This window comes from Streptomyces sp. bgisy159, from assembly GCF_965341775.1.
Taxonomy (GTDB): domain Bacteria; phylum Actinomycetota; class Actinomycetes; order Streptomycetales; family Streptomycetaceae; genus Streptomyces.
Window position 1 is genome coordinate 90,281 of sequence record NZ_CBDQZH010000014.1, and the last position, 14,842, is coordinate 105,122.

Here is a 14,842-nt window from a genome sequence, read left to right on the forward strand (position 1 = left end):
CGTCCGGGCCGGTGGGTCTGATCACCCCACCATTGTCCGGTCAGCCGCGCGCGGCGCTGCGTACGGTCACTTCAGCCGTGCCCGGATCCGCTCCCGCATCCATGTCATCGAGAACCCGCGCGGGTCCACCTTCCCGGGCTGCCACTCCCGGTGGCCGATGACCGACCGCTCCGTCCAGCCGTGCTGCCGGCACACTGCCGCCGCGGCCCGTTCCATCGCCGTCAGCTGCGCCTCCGGCCACGGGTCCTTCCCGTCACCGAGGTTCTCGCACTCGAAGCCGTAGAAGTGGCGGTTGCCGTCGGTGTTGGCCTCGTTGTCCGGCGGCAGGCGCTTCTCGGCGATCACCGCCCGCAACACGTCGTCGTCGCCGGCGCCGGCGTGGTTGGCGCGGCCGTAGCCGACGAGGTGGACCGTGCCGTCCTTGGTGATCACGCCGTGGCACAGCGGGCCCGGCAGGTCCGGGCGGCCCCTGCGGCACAGCTCCACCGTGTGCGCGGCGCCCCTGGTCACCGTGTGGTGGAGCATCACCCCGTGGACCGGCCCCCACGGGCCCTTGTGGTTGCGGTTGTGGTGGCGCCAGTCGCCGACCTCGACGACGGTGAGACCCTCCTGCCTGAGCCGGTGCAGAAAGCGGTCCGCGGACATGGGGGTGGCCATGTTCTCTCCTTCGCGTCGCGTCGCATCGCTGTACCGCTGCTTGTACCGACGGCGGAGGGTCCCTCAGACATCGTTCGCATGACGTGCGAACCGATCCAGACAGGGTCATATCGTCAGATCGAATGAAAAGAGCAGGTCAGGGTGGGTGCGCTGACGGAATCACTCCGGCTGCCCAGTCGTGCGATGATCCAATCCCGCTCGTTCGTGTAATAGCACCGACACGTTCTGTGATGGAAGGGTTGCCCGTGAGATCGATGCCCGGCGCAGAACGGCGCCGGTGCACGTAGTGGGAGGGCATTTCTCATGTCGGTAGGCGAAGAGATCCGCACGGGGCAGGACCGGCCGCAGCAGAGCCTCGGCACCAGTGCCGCGCGGAATCTGGCCACCACGACCAAGTCCGTACCCCAGATGCAGGAGATCAGCTCCCGCTGGCTGCTGCGGATGCTGCCCTGGGTGGACCTACAGGGCGGCACCTACCGGGTGAACCGCCGGCTCACGTTCGCGGTCGGCGACGGCCGCGTCACCTTCGTCAAGACCGGTGACCGGGTCGAGGTCATCCCCGCCGAGCTGGGTGAACTGCCCGCGCTGCGCGGCTACGAGGACGAGGAGGCACTCGCCGAACTCGCCCGGCGTTGCCGGCAGCGGGAGATTCCCGCCGGGCAGATCATCGCCTCCTTCGGCAGCCGGACCGACGAGGTCTACCTGCTGGCGCACGGCAGGGTCGAGAAGATCGGCACCGGCCCCTACGGCGAGGACGAGCTGCTCGGCGTGCTGGCCGACGGCGCCTACCTCGGCGAGCAGGCGCTGCTCGACCCGGACGCCATCTGGGAGTACACGGCCCGCGCGAGCACCGCGTGCACGGTGCTGGTCCTGTCCCGCCACGACGTCGAACAGGTCGCGGAGCGCACCGAGTCCCTCGCCGGGCATCTGCAGGAGCGGCGCTCGGCCCCCGAGGAGCGGACCAACCGCTACGGGGAGAAGGAGGTCGACCTCGCCGCGGGCCACTCCGGCGAGCCCGACATCCCGCACACCTTCGTGGACTACGAGGCCCGGCCCCGCGAGTACGAGCTGAGCATCGCCCAGACCGTGCTTCGCATCCACACGCGCGTGGCCGACCTCTACAACCAGCCCATGAACCAGACCGAGCAGCAGCTACGGCTCACGGTCGAGGCGCTCAAGGAGCGCATGGAGCAGGAACTCGTCAACAACCGCGACTTCGGCCTGCTGCACAACTGCGAGTACGACCAGCGGATCCAGCCGCACGACGGGGTGCCCGGCCCCGACGACATGGACGAACTGCTGAGCCGCCGGCGCGGGACCAAGCTGTTCCTCGCCCATCCTCGCGCGATCGCCGCGTTCGGGCGTGAGCTGAACAAGCGCGGCCTGGTGCCGGAGACCATCGACGTCGGCGGCAACCGGATCCCCACCTGGCGCGGTGTGCCCATCTACCCCTGCAACAAGATCCCGGTCACCGAGGCGCGCACCAGCTCGATCATCGCGATGCGTCTGGGCGAGCAGGACCAGGGCGTCATCGGCCTGCGCCAGTCCGGCATCCCCGACGAGATCGAGCCGAGCCTGTCCGTGCGGTTCATGGGCATCAACGAACAGGCCATCATCAAGTACCTGGTGACGTCGTACTACTCGGCCGCCGTGCTGGTACCGGACGCGCTCGGCGTGCTGGAGAACGTCGAGATCGGCCGCTGGCGGTGACCTTTCCGGCCCGCACGCCGTGTCCCCGCCCTCCGGGGCGGGTACACCCCGGGGGGAAGAGGGGGACCTCATGACCGACTTCATGACGGAGACCAGGCCGCAGACCGGTGCGGCGCGGCACCTCGCCGAGACCTCGGAGACCACCGACATCATCGAGACCGTCGGCACCGACGCCGTCACCGACTCCGCCCATCCCGTCGAGACCGCCCATCCCGTCGAGACCGCCGAGACGGCCGAGATCGACGAGACGCAGGAGGGACACACGTCCACCGTCAGCCACACCGGCAGCCGGCCGGGCCCGTCCGACGGCCAGGAGGCGGCGGCCATCCTGGAGGTCTCCCGAGCCGCCGTCGACCCCGAACTGCGCGCCGCCGTGGATGCGTTGCCGGGCTCGATGCGACGCATCGCCCGCTACCACTTCGGCTGGGAGCGCGCCGACGGCACCCCGGCGGCGGGGCACGCCGGCAAGGCGATCCGGCCCGCGCTGGTGCTCACCGCGGCCGCCGCGCTCGGCGGTGCGCCCGCTCGCGCGGCGGCCGTCCGGGCCGCCGCGGCGGTCGAACTCGTCCACAACTTCACGCTGTTGCACGACGACGTCATGGACCGCGATGCGACGCGCCGTCACCGGGCCACGGCCTGGACGGTGTTCGGCGACGCCGACGCGATCCTCGCCGGGGACGCCCTGCAGGCGCGGGCCCTGATGCTGCTGGCGGAGGACCCGCACCCGGCCGCACCGGCCGCCGCCGCCCGGCTCGCCGCCTGTGTCGTGGAGCTCTGCGAGGGCCAGCACGCGGACACGGCCCTGGAACGCCGCGCACCCGGCGAGGTCACCCTCGCCGAGGTGCTCACCATGGCCGAGGCCAAGACCGGGGCGCTGCTGGGCTGCGCCTGCGCCCTCGGCGCGCTGTACGCGGGGGCGGCCGAGGAGGACGTGGCCGCGCTCGACGCGTTCGGCCGGGAGTCCGGGCTCGCCTTCCAGCTCATCGACGACGTCATCGGCATATGGGGCGACCCCCGGCGCACCGGCAAGCCGGCCGGGTCCGACCTCGCCGCGCGCAAGAAGTCCCTGCCGGTGGTCGCCGCGCTCGCCTCCGGCACCCGGGCCGCCGCCGAGCTCGCCGAGCTGTACGCGCTGCCGTACGACGAGGAGGACGAGGAGGGCATCACGCGTACCGTGCTCGCCGTCGAGCGGGCGGGCGGGCGGGACTGGGCGCAGGAACAGGCGGCCGACCTGATGTCCCACGCCATGGACGAACTCTCCCGCGCCATTCCCGACCCGGAGGCGGCGGGCGGCTTGCTGGCGCTGGCCGAGTTCGTGACGCGACGCAGTACCTGAGCGCCGGTCCGCGAGGGCGCGGCGCGGTAGCTGAGCGCCGGGTCCCCGAGGACGCGGCGTCGGGGCTCCGGTGAGACCCCGGGGCCTCGGGCCTGTGCGGCCCCTGACTCCGCACGGTCCCGAAGGCCCCGGTCCGGCGGGTCCCGCACATCCCCACGGTGTGCGGGGCCCGCCTTCTGCGTGGCCCGTGCTCCCGCGAGCCCACCCGTCGGCCGAAGCGTCTGCCCGCCGGCCGGACTGCCCGCCCGTCGGCCCGTCGGCCGCCCTCCGGCACGCCCCGGCACGCGGACATGCGGAACACCTTCTCCCACTTGATCTTCGTACAGCTATTACCTTGCAACCACTACGAATGAAGTACTACAACTGGCGTGGTCACCGGCAGCGCACCCGAGGAAACGAGACCGGCTTGCGAAAGCTCACCTACTACGTCGCCTGCTCGCTCGACGGCTTCATCGCCGATCCGGACGGCGACGCCACGGCGATGCTCACCTATCTCGACGAGGAGTTCCTGCGGTACCTGTGCACGGAGGGCGCCGACGCCCTGCCCACCGCCGCCCGCCGCGCCTTCGGCATCGACGAGCGGCCCCTGGACCGCTTCGACACGGTCATCCAGGGCCGAGGCAGCTACGACGTCGGCCTCAAGGAGGGGGTGACCAGCCCGTACGCCCACCTCCGCCAGTACGTCGCCTCCCGCACCCTGGGTGAGTCACCCGACCCCGACGTCGAGATCATCGCCGGCGAGCTGGCCGACAGGGTCCGGCAACTCAAGGCGGAGGACGGCGGGCTGGGAATCTACCTGTGCGGCGGCTCCCAGGTCGCCGGGGAGTTGATCGACGAGATCGACGAACTCGTCCTCAAGACCTACCCGTTGGTGTACGGCGCCGGTATGCCGATGTTCGGCGGCGCCGACGCGGGCCTCGCCCGGTTCGCCCTCGACGGCACGCGCGGCTTCGGCAACGGTGTCCTGGTGCGCACGTACAGCAGGAAGCGCTGAGGCGGCCGCCGCCCTACCCTGGGGACATGGACAGGGAAGAGTACGTCTGCCCGGTCTGCGGACAGGCGGTCGCGTCGGCCGTCCGACGGCACAAGACCCTCGGGGCCTGGGTGCCGCGCTGGGTCCCCGGCCCCTGCCGCAACCTCGACTGCGAGGCCTACGAGCCGCGGACCGCCGAGCACGACCGGCGGCACGCCCGGGAGGGCGAGCGGGAGCGACCACGCGAACGGCACACCGAGCCCACCCCGGGCACCCGGGGCTCCGCGGACACCGCCGGCGCCGAGGACAGCGCAAGGGCGGCACACCGGGAGGGGGCCGCCGGGTAGCGTGGCGCCATGCCCGAGACCTCGCCGCACATCCTCCACCTCACCGAGCGTCCGCTCTGGGACGCGGCCCTGGCCCGGGGCACCTACGAGTGGTCCACCCGAGGGCGCACCCTCCGCGAGGAGGGCTTCATCCACTGCTCCACCCGCGCCCAACTCCCCGGCGTCGCGGCCTTCCTGTACGGCGAACGGGGCGGCGCCGAGACCCCCGGCGACCTGGTCGTCCTCGTCATCGACCCGCAGCGGCTCGACGTGCCGCTGAGGTACGAGGCCGCGGCGCCCGGCGGTGAGGAGTTCCCGCACGTGTACGGTCCGCTGCCGGTGGCCGCCGTCGTCGCCGTCGAGGAGTGGCGGTGACCGGTCGGCGGGTGCGCTCATGGCGGTGGGCCGTCGCCCTCTGGGCGGTCACGGTGGTGGCCGCCGGTGGGCTCACCCTCTGGCTGCGGGACTCGGCGGCGCCGCCCGAGCCGCGCGGCTGGTACCGCGACGAAGAACCGGCGGCCCCGCTGCTCCGGCAGGACGGGGACGTACCGCCGTGCCCCGAGGCAGGGGAGCCGACGCGGGTGGTCTGCGCGTACGCGTCGCTCGACACCGGGGACGGCTGAGGCGGTATCCCCGGCCCGGGCGGCGCGGGGCACGTCAGGGCCGGAGCGGGCCAAGGCCGCCGGTGTCCGGGTCGCGGCCGGTGAGGCAGTACGTGCCGCCGGCCGGATCGCGCATCACCGTCCAGTGGGTGCCCTCGCGGACGACGGCCGCGCCGAGCCGTTCGTGCCGGTCGCGCACGGCGGAGCGGCCGGAGCCGCAGGCCAGGTCGAGGTGGGCCGCGGCGGGCCGCTCGTCCCCCAGGCGCTGGAGCAGGATCCGTACCGGAAGCCCGGGCGGGGGCGTGACGACATGGAACTCGGGCAGCGACCCGGGCCGGGCCGTCCAGCCGGACAGCAGATCGCGCCAGAAGGCCACCTCACCGTCGAAGGCGGACGGGGGAACGTCCAGACACACCTGGTCGAGGCGGCTGCCCGCCACCACCGGAGGCCGTACGGCCTCGCCCTGCCAGGGCACCGCGCAGAACGACAGCCCGGCCGGGGACCGCAGCACGGCCCACCCGTCGTGCACGGCGGCCGATGCCGCCCCCAGCGCCACCGCGTGCGCCACGAACCCCGGCACGTCCGCCACGGAGAAGTCCAGGTGGGCGCCGCCGTCGGGGTCGTCGACGCTCTGCACCTTCACGCAAGGGTCCGCCCCGTCGGCCAGCAGCGTGGTGAACTCCTCCTTCTCGCCGCGGAGTCCGGACAGGCGGGTACCGGTCGCGGCGGTCCAGAACGCGCAGGCCGCCGGGAAGCCGACCGCAGGGCGGTCGATGAACGCGTACGCCCAGCGGACGTTCGAGCCGGGCTCAGCCATCGGAGCGTTCCATGAACCGCAGCACATTGCCCGCCGGGTCCCGGAACGCGCAGTCCCGGACCCCGTACGGCTGGTCCATCGGTTCCTGGAGCACGTCCGCGCCCGCCTCCTCGACCCGCGCGAACAGCGCGTCGCAGTCGCCGGTGGTGAAGATGACCCCGCGCAGCACGCCCTTGGCCAGCAGCCGGGCCATGGCCTCCCGGTCGGCGGGCGAGATGTCGGGGCCGGCCCCCGGCGGCTCCAGGACGATCTCCACGTCCGGTTGCAGCGGTGACCCGACGGTGACCCACCGCATCCCCTCGAACCCCACGTCGTTGCGGACCTCCAGCCCGAGGACGTCGCGGTAGAAGTGCAGGGCCTTGTCGTGGTCGTCGACGGCGATGAAGCACTGGCGCAGTTTCAGGTCCATGGGGCCAACCTAGGTCCGCGGGGGCCGGGTCGGCCGCGTGAAGGTGCGCGCCACGCACGGCGGCACGGCCGCGCTCGCCTCGTGGGAGCGGGCCCGGTAGGCGCTCGGGGTCTCGCCGACCAGCTCGGTGAAGCGGGAGCTGAACGAGCCGAGCGAGGAGCAGCCGACCGCGAAGCACACCTCGGTGACGGTGAGATCACCGCGCCGCAGCAGCGCCTTCGCCCGCTCGACGCGCCGGGTCATCAGATACGCGTACGGCGTCTGCCCGTACGCCTCCCGGAAGCTGCGCTGGAAGTGGCCGGGGGACATCAGGGCGGTGCGCGCGAGCGCGGGGACGTCCAGCGGCTGCGCGTACTCACGGTCCATCCGGTCGCGCGCCCGTCGCAGCCGGACCAGGTCCTCCAGGGTCACGGCACCAGGATGACACGGGGTGAACGCCTGTGCGGTCGAGTGGCACGATGTCCGGCACGGCAAGCGGTGCCCGGCGTTCGGAAGGAGCGTGCGAACGAGGTGCTGTTCTCGATCCCCGAGTCCGGCTGGTGGCTGATAACACTGGGGGCGATGGCGGTCTTCATGATCGCCATGCCGCCGATCCTCGGCAGTTTCCCCGTCGAGCGGCGAGGCGCGCTGGAGGAGTGGCACAGGCGGCGGACACGTCGCTTCCGCCGCTGGGCCCCGGTCGTCATCGGCGCGGTCCTGGGCGCGAGCCTGCTGGGGCCGGTGGCCGGGCCGTCGGTGCTGTTCCTGTGCAGTGTCGTCCTCGTCTCCCTGCCGGTCGCCCTGTTCCCCGTCCGCGGGCGCGTGGCCGAGGCCACCGTCGCCCAGCTGCGGGACCCCGGCGCCCGGGCCAGGCCCGACCGTCTGCTGACGGCGTGGATCTGCGGCTTCCTGTCCACGGTGCTCGTCGTGGCCGTCGTCCTCCTGACCACGGCCGCATGACGGCGCCGACGGCCGCACGGCTCACCCGGCGGCCACGGCGAAGGGGTCCGGCCGGTTCACCGGCCGGACCCCTTCGGATACTCCGTGACCCACGATGATGCACCGATCGCGGATCGGGAAGGCTGACCTGGGTCAGGCCTTCTTGGTCTCCTAGTAATCGGCCAGGTCGGTGACCTGTAGCGATGATCGCTGCACGTCGCTGACCTGGCCTTTTGCCGTTTGCTGGCGATGGGGTGTGACGGTCTCGATCGGGTGTCCTGCGGACTGCGGGGGCCAGCGAAGTCACTTCGTCGTGCCCTCGCAATCGCCTACTTCCAGCCGTCCAGCGACACCTGGGGCCCGCCGGTGAGATAGCGGTGGAGTGCGCTGGCGGTGGTCTCCACGAATTCCTCGGGGATGGCGTCGGCATCGACCCAGCGGACCTGTGCGTGCTTGCGCGGTTCGCGGTTCTCGGGCTCGCCGGACCACTCGTGGGCCACGAAGACGACCGTGAGGAAGCCTTTGGGGGCCTCTACGCCCCAGGCGCCGTGGATGACGTGGGCGACCTTGAGCGCCTCCGGCTTCACGGTCAGGCCGGTCTCTTCGTACAGCTCACGGACGGCCGTCTCGGTGATCGGTTCGCCGGGATCGCTCTTGCCGACGGGTAGATCCCACTTGCCCTTGGCGAATTTGGCCTGGTCGCTGCGCTGGAGGAGGACGACACGCTTGGTGGCCTTGTCGTGGACGATGACGGCGGCGACCAGCAGGGTCATGGATTCCAGGGCAGGCTTGAGCGCCTTGGGCTGGTCATCGGTTGTCGGCTGAGCCACGGGAGTCCCTTCATCGGCCGGGTTGATGGCAGCGGCCTACTCGTAGGCCCAGGCCCGGCCGGTCTGCCGGTACTCCTCCACGGGAATCGGTTCGACGCCGGCACGCATACGGGCGGTGTACAGCAGGCCGTCGAGGTGGTCGATCTCGTGGTGGACGAGGCGGGCGAGGCCGCGTTCGTACACGGTGGTGACGGTCTCGCCGGTCAGGGCCGTGGTCTCGACGGTGATCTTCAGGGGGCGGGGGACGAGGCCGCGGACGTCGAAGAAGCTGAGGCAGCCCTCGTACTGCTCGTCCATCTCCTCGGAGTGGTCGGTGATCTTCGGGTTGAGCAGGATGATGGCGGGTGCGGCGCCGGGCGGCTGGACGACTGCGGCGGCCCGGCTGATGCCGATCTGCGGGGCGGCGATGCCCATGCCCTTGGCGAAGGGGTGGACCTGACCGATCCGCTCCATGGCGGCGAACAGTTCGTCGGTGATGCGCTCGGCCTCGTCGCGCTCGGCGGGCAGGTCGAAGGCGCGGGCCGGTTCGGCGAGGATGCCGGCGTCGTGCTGGACGACTCCGAGGTCTCGCATCTGCTGGCTGGGCCGCACGTCAATCACCTGAACTCCCCTTGATCCGTTTCGCGTTCGGGCCGTGCCCTGAACCGCCACTCAAGACGGTACCGAGCGTGCAGAGCGGGTGTGGCCGTGATCCACGTGAATTGCCGTAGGTCACCGTCGTCGCTGCGGACGGGCGGGGTCCGCAGCGGAGAGGCTTCGGCGGTCATCGAGGTCTCGGTGCCCCAGACCACCGGGTCGAGATGGGCGGGGAAGGCGAGCTGGACTTCGAGTTGTTCGGTGGGCAGACGGACGGCGCGCTGGAACCAGTTGCCCCACTTGTCGTCGCCGACGGTGTAGGCGTACTCGATCCACACGGACTCGCCGGGGTAGAGCGGGAAGCGGCCGTGTTCGTTGTCGAACAGCAGCCAGACTTCCTTGAAGGCGTCGCGGTCGTGCTTGGCCTGCCAGCGCATGGCCTCGCCCCGGCAGGTGGCCGTGAGGTCGAGTTCACCCCAGGTCAGCGGGTGTGCCCGGTAGTGCGCGTTGGACCGCTCCGGGTCGCCGGGGTAGCGGTCGACGCTGATGCGGATCAGGTAGCGAGTCACCGGTTCGGCGCCGGTGTTCCGCAGTAGCCGGCGCATGGTGAGCCGGTACGAGCGGCCGTCGTACTTCAGGTGGGCGGCGTCGTGTTCGACCACGAGGGCGGAGCCGGTGGCATACGGCTGCTCGGGCCTGCGCGGGGCTGTCGGTGCCGCAGGCGGGCGCCTGTCGCGGGTGCGGGCCTGCTCGTAGTCGCACCAGCGGCGCCAGATCGCCTTCCCGGCGTTCAGGGCTTCGTCGGCGAGCCGGGCGAATTCCTCGGTGGGCTTGGTGCGGCCGGACTCCATGTGGCTGACGTAGGACGGGTCGAAGCCCATGGCCTTGGCTAACGTCCGCTTGGACATGCCGCGCACCTCCCGCCACCTGGCCACCTCGGCCGCGAAGTCCTCGGCCGCCTGCTCGACGGTGATCTCCTCGCTATGCGCGTCCATCGAAGCCCCGCCCCGCGTCACTTGTTGGTGAGCATGAATGAACCGTGAGTGATCCAAGTTCATCATCCCGTCACGGCTCACGTCACCGGTTTCCTTCCCTCACCGACCCGGATCGACCCGTCCGGGCAGATGAGGGAGGCGACGCCCCATGCGCGTGCTGTACCTGCTGAACATCTCCAACCCCGACCGGCTGTCGGCGGACTCGGGCTGGATCTTCGCGGACCTGCTGGCCCCGGACCTGGCGGATGCCGGGGCTGAGGTGACCGTCGCGGCCCCGGCTGCGGCCGGGGACACCCGCTGCCGCTTCCACCAGACCAGGGTGCCGGGGACGAAGTACCGGGCCCGGTTCTCGGCGGACATCGACGAGCTGGTGGCGCTGATCCGGGCCGAGCGGCCGGATGTGGTGGTGGCCAACCAGGTCGAGGAGGCCCCGGCGGTCCGCACGGCTCTGTTGGAGGCCGGATCGGACGCCCTGCTCGCCGGGTACTGCCACTACCTGCCGTTCTCCTTCACCAGCGGCGGTCAGCTCTTGCTGGACCCGTCTCTGAACGACGCGGGGCTGGGCCGGCCGGTTCTGCTGGCCTTCGCCGCCGGCCTCGCCGCCTGCGACCGGGTGATGGTTCACTCCTCCACGGCCGCCTCCTGGGTGTCGGCCGCCGCCGCCCGGACGACCGTGGACCTGGGCGACCGGTTGCGGGTGGTGCCCGCACCGCGTGATGAGCGCCTGGTCCGCGACCCCGCCGCCCGGCCCGCGGCCGGCGGGGCGATCGGCATCTACAACCACCGGCTGTACGCGCACTACGGCACCGAGCAGTTCGTGGACCTGGCCCGCGACCTGGTCGCCTCCGGCACCGTGCGGCTGCGGGTGATGGACCTGTTCGGCCAGCGCCGGGCCGAACGCAAGGGGCTGGACGACAGCCCGGAGAAGATGCGGGACAAGCTCTCCGCTCTGCCGCACGTCCAGGTCGTCTCCGACCGGGGCGACCGCGTCCGCTACAAGAACCTGCTGGCCGGCGCCCGCTTCGGCATCGCCCCGTTCAGGCCCGGCTGCCCCTGGTCGATGAGCGTGATCGACTGCCAGGGCATGGGCCTGCCGGTCATCTCGCCCCGGCTGGGCTGGCTGGCCGAGCACATCGACCCCGAGCTGTGCTTCACCACGACGGCCGAAGCCGTCGCCCTGGCCGAACGCCTCGCCACCGACGACGAGTTCCACGCCGTGCACGCCAAACGGGCCCACGCCTCCACCGCCGACTTCACCCCCGCTCGGGTCGCCGCCCGCTACCTGGAGGCCATCTCGTGACCGGCTTCGACGCGGTGCTCCTGTCGTACGACGAGCCGATGGCCAACTCCCTGCACTCCCGGCTCCAGCGAACGCTGGGCGGCACCGTCAAGCGCCTGCACGGCGTGCACGGGATGCGCCGGGCCTACCGGCTGTGCGCCGAGGTCGTCGACCGCGAGCAGTTCTTCCTCGCCGACGGCGACTTCGCCATCGACACCGCCTTCGACCCGGCCACGGTCGAGCCGCTGGACGACGGGGTGTCCATGCGGGTGTGGCGGGCGGTCAATCCGGTCAACGGCCTGACCTACGGCTACGGCGGGCTGAAGCTGATCCGCCGCGGTGCCCTGCGGGAGATGGGCGAGGCCGTGGACGTGCTTGCCGCTCTGCCCGGCCGGGTCGAGTTCGCCCAGCACACCGCCGGGATCACGAGGTTCAACCAGAGCCCCTTCCACGCCTGGAAGGCTGGCTTCCGCGAGTGCGCGATGCTGGCTCGCGGCAGCGAGTACGGGATGGCCGACGACGACGCCTGCCAGCGCCTTCAGGCATGGGCGACGAGCCGCAGCGGCGAGTGCGCCGCCTACGCCGCCGCCGGGGCCCGGGAAGGCGTCACCTTCGCCCGCGAAGCCGCCCGCGATCCGCAGCGGTTCGACCACCTCAACGACCCCGCATGGCTGTGCGAGAAGTTCACTGCCGCCCACGGGGATCAGGCGGTGTCCGGATGACGGGTCCGCTCGTGCTCATCGAGCCGTACGCGAACCGCCTCGGGGGACACCACCAGCGCACCCTGGTGGCCCTCGCCCAGGCCCGGCCCGGCACTCTGGTCATCGCCCCGCACGGGATCGCCGCCGAGTCGGTCCGTTCCCTGCGCGAGGCGGGTTCCCGGCTGGTCACCGGATCGGCCGGGCGGGCGGCGGGCGGTTTGCTGGCCGCCGCCCGGTTGACCGCCGCGTTCTCCGCGGCCGGACAGCGGGTCTTCCGGTCGCGCCGCTGGTCCCGCCGCCTGCGGCGGCTGCCGCACCAGGTCACCCTCCTCGCCCGCTGCCTCACCGAGGGGGCGGCCCTGCGGGCCGCCCGCCGGCTGGAGCCCGGCGCCGACGCGGTGGTGATCCTGACCGCGAGCGAGGCCCTGCACGGCGCCGCCGCCCTCCTGGGCGGCCAGCCGCACCTGCGGTTCGTCCACGAGGCGGTCACCACCGAGGACGCCGCCGTACGGCTGCTCGGCCGGCTCGCCCGCCGGGGCGAGGGGCGGGTGATCGCGGTGTATCCGACGCAGGCCGTAGCCGACCAGTTCGCCGCGACCTTCCCCGAGCTGCCCGCGGTGGTCGGCGGCTTCGCGGTCGACGACGGCCGCCGCCTGTCCGCCGCTGAACGCGAGGGCGGCCGGGCCGCGTTGGACATCCCCGCCGCCGAGGCCGTGGTCTGCCTGGTGGGCGGCTGGTGGCCCTACAAGGACATCGGCACCGTCGACTCCGCCCTGGCCCGTCTGAAGGAGCCGATGCACCTGGTGGTCACCGGCTCCCCGCTCGACGAAGCCGTCCTGAAGCGGTGGCGGGACCGGCCCGGCCTGCGGGTGCACACCGTGCCCGGCCCGGTCAGTGAAGCCGTGCTGCGGCTGGTGTATGCCGCCTCAGACGCCGCTCTGGTTACCCGCCGCCCCGGGACCGGCAAGGAATCCGGGCTCGTCATGGATGCCGCCCGCCTCGGCGTCCCCCTGATCGTCTCCGACCACGATGCGGCCCTCGCCGCCCGTCTGCACGGCCAGCCCTGGGCTCTGACGTTCACTGCCGGCGGCCCGGACGCGCTCGCCGACGCCCTGCACACCGTCATCCGCCAGCCGCCCCCGCTGCCCGGGCCCGACGCCCCCGGCCTGCTGGGCATGCGGTCGGCCGCCGGGCAGGCCGACTTCCTCACCCGCACCTTCGCCTGTCTGCGTACGAAGGAGTCCTGAATGCTGAGCACGCCTCCCGCGCTGATCGCTGTTGTCGGCCCCGTCGAGCCGCCCCTGCTGGCCGCCTGGGTCCGCCACTACCGGTGGCTGGGCGTCGAGCGGTTCCTGATCGCCTTCCACTTCCCCGACCACGTCCCCGACATCCGCCGGCACGAGCTCCAGGCCGCCGTCCGCGAGCTGGGCATCATCCCCACCGGCACCAGCACCGGCCCGTGGCACGAGCACACCAACACCCAGCTCAGGGACGCCCTGCGGCACCGGGCCGGGCCCGGCTGGCACCTGCTCGCCGACGCTGATGAGTTCCAGCAGTACCCCGCCCCGCTCGCCGAGGTGATCACCCAGGCCGACAGGGCCGGGCACCGCGTGGTCGGCGGGCTGATGCTCGACCGCGTTGCCACCAGCGGACGCCTTGCCGGCTGGCGGCCCGAAGGCGGACTCGACCTCGCCTATCCCCTCGGCGGCCACCTCACCCACCGGCTTCTGCACGGCGACCCGCGAAAGATCGTCCTCGCCTGCCACGATGTGACCGTGGCCTCCGGAAACCACCGGGCCCCCGGCCACTGTCCGGATGCGGACCGGATCTGCGCGGTCCACCACTTCAAGTGGCGCTCGGGCATCCTGGACGACCTCCGCCGACGGGTCCAACACTTCTCCACCGGCACCTGGCAGGAACACACCCCGGCCGTCCGCGACGAGGCCGACCGCCTGCTGGCCCACGTCGGCCAGCACGGCGGCGTGATCAACATCAGTGATCCCCGGTTCGCCTTCCGCCGCGTGAGCCTGGACCGATTGCCCTTCGGCTGGCCCGCGGAGGCCCGCGGCATCCTCACCAGCTGGCGGCCCTACGCGCACACGAGTCAGGACTGAGACAATGTCCGATGCTCGCGTACTCTCGTCGCGGAAGGGATGACCACGTGCCCCTCGCCGTTCTCTTGGCCGGCCTGACCGGCTCGGGGAAGACCACCGTCGCACAAGCCCTGGCCGGCCATGGCTTCACCCGGCTCTCCGTCGATGAGGAAGTCCACCGCCTCCACGGCCGCTACGGCGTGGACTACCTCGAGCACACCTACTTCGAGCGCGAGCGGCCCGTCGTCGCAGCGATCCGGCAGCGGTTCATCAAGGAGATCGAGGCCGGGAACGACGTCGTCCTGGACCACGGGCTGTGGCGCCGCAGCGAGCGCGACGCCTGGCGGCAGGCCGCACGCGAAGCGGGTGGCCACCCTCTGGTCGTCTACCTCCCCGCCGACCGAGCCGAGCTGCTGCGACGCCTGGCCGAACGCAACCAGCGCGAGGACGCCAACGCGCTGACTGTCACCCCCGAAGCCCTCGACGACTTCTTCGCCCGCTTCGACGTCCCCACCGAGGGCGAGGAGACGATCCTCTACAACGGAGACCTCGACGTACTTCTCGCAGCGATCACTGCGGCCGGAGGCGGGAGCTGAGTACGGTCACGAGGTGGAAAGCGA

At 72.1% G+C, this 14,842-nt stretch carries 19 protein-coding genes; 12 read left to right on the plus strand and 7 right to left on the minus strand.

What is annotated here, in order from left to right:
• Positions 1 to 66: 66 nt before the first annotated feature.
• Positions 67 to 657 carry an N-acetylmuramoyl-L-alanine amidase gene (locus ACSLTV_RS16280; RefSeq protein WP_432134027.1) on the minus strand — a complete coding sequence of 197 codons (591 nt, stop codon included), beginning with the start codon at positions 655 to 657 and terminating at the stop codon, positions 67 to 69.
• A 303-nt stretch (positions 658 to 960) separates the two neighbouring features.
• On the opposite strand from ACSLTV_RS16280, the gene ACSLTV_RS16285 reads away from it, so the two are divergent.
• The 6 genes from ACSLTV_RS16285 (at position 961) to ACSLTV_RS16310 (ending at position 5,625) form a co-directional block, all read left to right on the plus strand.
• The gene (locus ACSLTV_RS16285) at positions 961 to 2,367 is read left to right on the plus strand and encodes a family 2B encapsulin nanocompartment shell protein (protein ID WP_435612376.1); all 1,407 of its coding nucleotides are present in this window, start codon (positions 961 to 963) and stop codon (positions 2,365 to 2,367) included.
• A gap of 238 nt (positions 2,368 to 2,605) precedes the next feature.
• Complete coding sequence (locus tag ACSLTV_RS16290) at positions 2,606 to 3,703, plus strand: family 2 encapsulin nanocompartment cargo protein polyprenyl transferase (RefSeq protein WP_432134184.1); 1,098 nt, start codon at positions 2,606 to 2,608, stop codon at positions 3,701 to 3,703.
• 406 nt (positions 3,704 to 4,109) lie between these two features.
• A complete protein-coding gene (locus ACSLTV_RS16295) occupies positions 4,110 to 4,697 on the plus strand; it encodes a dihydrofolate reductase family protein (RefSeq protein ID WP_432134185.1) in 588 nt (195 codons plus the stop codon).
• Positions 4,698 to 4,723: 26 nt separating this feature from the next.
• Positions 4,724 to 5,023 carry a hypothetical protein gene (locus ACSLTV_RS16300; RefSeq protein WP_432134029.1) on the plus strand — a complete coding sequence of 100 codons (300 nt, stop codon included), beginning with the start codon at positions 4,724 to 4,726 and terminating at the stop codon, positions 5,021 to 5,023.
• A gap of 9 nt (positions 5,024 to 5,032) precedes the next feature.
• A complete protein-coding gene (locus tag ACSLTV_RS16305; RefSeq protein ID WP_432134030.1) occupies positions 5,033 to 5,377 on the plus strand; it encodes a DUF952 domain-containing protein in 345 nt (114 codons plus the stop codon).
• On the plus strand, positions 5,374 to 5,625 hold the full coding sequence (locus tag ACSLTV_RS16310; RefSeq protein WP_432155886.1) for a hypothetical protein: 252 nt from the start codon (positions 5,374 to 5,376) through the stop codon (positions 5,623 to 5,625). The genes ACSLTV_RS16305 and ACSLTV_RS16310 overlap by 4 nt, the downstream gene beginning before the upstream one ends.
• A 34-nt stretch (positions 5,626 to 5,659) precedes the next feature.
• On the opposite strand, the gene ACSLTV_RS16315 is transcribed toward ACSLTV_RS16310, so the two are convergent.
• From ACSLTV_RS16315 to ACSLTV_RS16325, 3 genes are read right to left on the minus strand one after another with little or no spacing between them, the layout of a single operon-like run.
• A complete protein-coding gene (locus ACSLTV_RS16315) occupies positions 5,660 to 6,421 on the minus strand; it encodes a VOC family protein (protein ID WP_435612377.1) in 762 nt (253 codons plus the stop codon).
• Complete coding sequence (locus ACSLTV_RS16320) at positions 6,414 to 6,830, minus strand: VOC family protein (protein ID WP_432155885.1); 417 nt, start codon at positions 6,828 to 6,830, stop codon at positions 6,414 to 6,416. Before ACSLTV_RS16320 ends, ACSLTV_RS16315 begins: the two co-directional genes overlap by 8 nt.
• A gap of 9 nt (positions 6,831 to 6,839) precedes the next feature.
• Positions 6,840 to 7,241 (minus strand): helix-turn-helix domain-containing protein, encoded by a 402-nt coding sequence (locus ACSLTV_RS16325; RefSeq protein WP_432134034.1) that lies wholly within the window; start codon positions 7,239 to 7,241, stop codon positions 6,840 to 6,842.
• Positions 7,242 to 7,340: 99 nt separating this feature from the next.
• Here ACSLTV_RS16325 and ACSLTV_RS16330 point away from each other — a divergent pair, with 99 nt between their 5' ends.
• A complete protein-coding gene (locus ACSLTV_RS16330; protein WP_432134035.1) occupies positions 7,341 to 7,769 on the plus strand; it encodes a hypothetical protein in 429 nt (142 codons plus the stop codon).
• Between the two features lie 308 nt (positions 7,770 to 8,077).
• Here ACSLTV_RS16330 and ACSLTV_RS16335 read toward each other — a convergent pair whose 3' ends face one another.
• From ACSLTV_RS16335 to ACSLTV_RS16345, 3 genes are read right to left on the minus strand one after another with little or no spacing between them, the layout of a single operon-like run.
• The gene (locus ACSLTV_RS16335) at positions 8,078 to 8,578 is read right to left on the minus strand and encodes an NUDIX domain-containing protein (RefSeq protein WP_432134036.1); all 501 of its coding nucleotides are present in this window, start codon (positions 8,576 to 8,578) and stop codon (positions 8,078 to 8,080) included.
• Between the two features lie 36 nt (positions 8,579 to 8,614).
• Positions 8,615 to 9,178, minus strand: coding sequence for a peptide deformylase (locus ACSLTV_RS16340; protein WP_432134037.1), 564 nt, complete (start codon positions 9,176 to 9,178; stop codon positions 8,615 to 8,617).
• Positions 9,175 to 10,149, minus strand: a complete 975-nt coding sequence (locus ACSLTV_RS16345; protein ID WP_435612378.1) for a helix-turn-helix domain-containing protein — start codon at positions 10,147 to 10,149, stop codon at positions 9,175 to 9,177. Before ACSLTV_RS16345 ends, ACSLTV_RS16340 begins: the two co-directional genes overlap by 4 nt.
• A gap of 148 nt (positions 10,150 to 10,297) precedes the next feature.
• Between ACSLTV_RS16345 and ACSLTV_RS16350 the strand changes: the two genes are divergently transcribed.
• Genes ACSLTV_RS16350 through ACSLTV_RS16370 form a run of 5 tightly spaced genes read left to right on the plus strand, consistent with a single transcriptional unit; the run spans position 10,298 to position 14,818 of the window.
• Positions 10,298 to 11,449, plus strand: a complete 1,152-nt coding sequence (locus ACSLTV_RS16350; protein ID WP_432134039.1) for a glycosyltransferase — start codon at positions 10,298 to 10,300, stop codon at positions 11,447 to 11,449.
• Positions 11,446 to 12,150 carry a hypothetical protein gene (locus ACSLTV_RS16355; protein ID WP_435612379.1) on the plus strand — a complete coding sequence of 235 codons (705 nt, stop codon included), beginning with the start codon at positions 11,446 to 11,448 and terminating at the stop codon, positions 12,148 to 12,150. The genes ACSLTV_RS16350 and ACSLTV_RS16355 overlap by 4 nt, the downstream gene beginning before the upstream one ends.
• On the plus strand, positions 12,147 to 13,376 hold the full coding sequence (locus ACSLTV_RS16360; RefSeq protein WP_432134041.1) for a glycosyltransferase: 1,230 nt from the start codon (positions 12,147 to 12,149) through the stop codon (positions 13,374 to 13,376). Before ACSLTV_RS16355 ends, ACSLTV_RS16360 begins: the two co-directional genes overlap by 4 nt.
• Positions 13,377 to 14,243, plus strand: coding sequence for a glycosyltransferase family 2 protein (locus tag ACSLTV_RS16365; RefSeq protein ID WP_432134042.1), 867 nt, complete (start codon positions 13,377 to 13,379; stop codon positions 14,241 to 14,243).
• Between the two features lie 47 nt (positions 14,244 to 14,290).
• Positions 14,291 to 14,818: an AAA family ATPase gene (locus ACSLTV_RS16370; protein WP_432134043.1), complete on the plus strand. Its 528-nt coding sequence runs from the start codon at positions 14,291 to 14,293 to the stop codon at positions 14,816 to 14,818.
• Positions 14,819 to 14,842 lie beyond the last annotated feature (24 nt).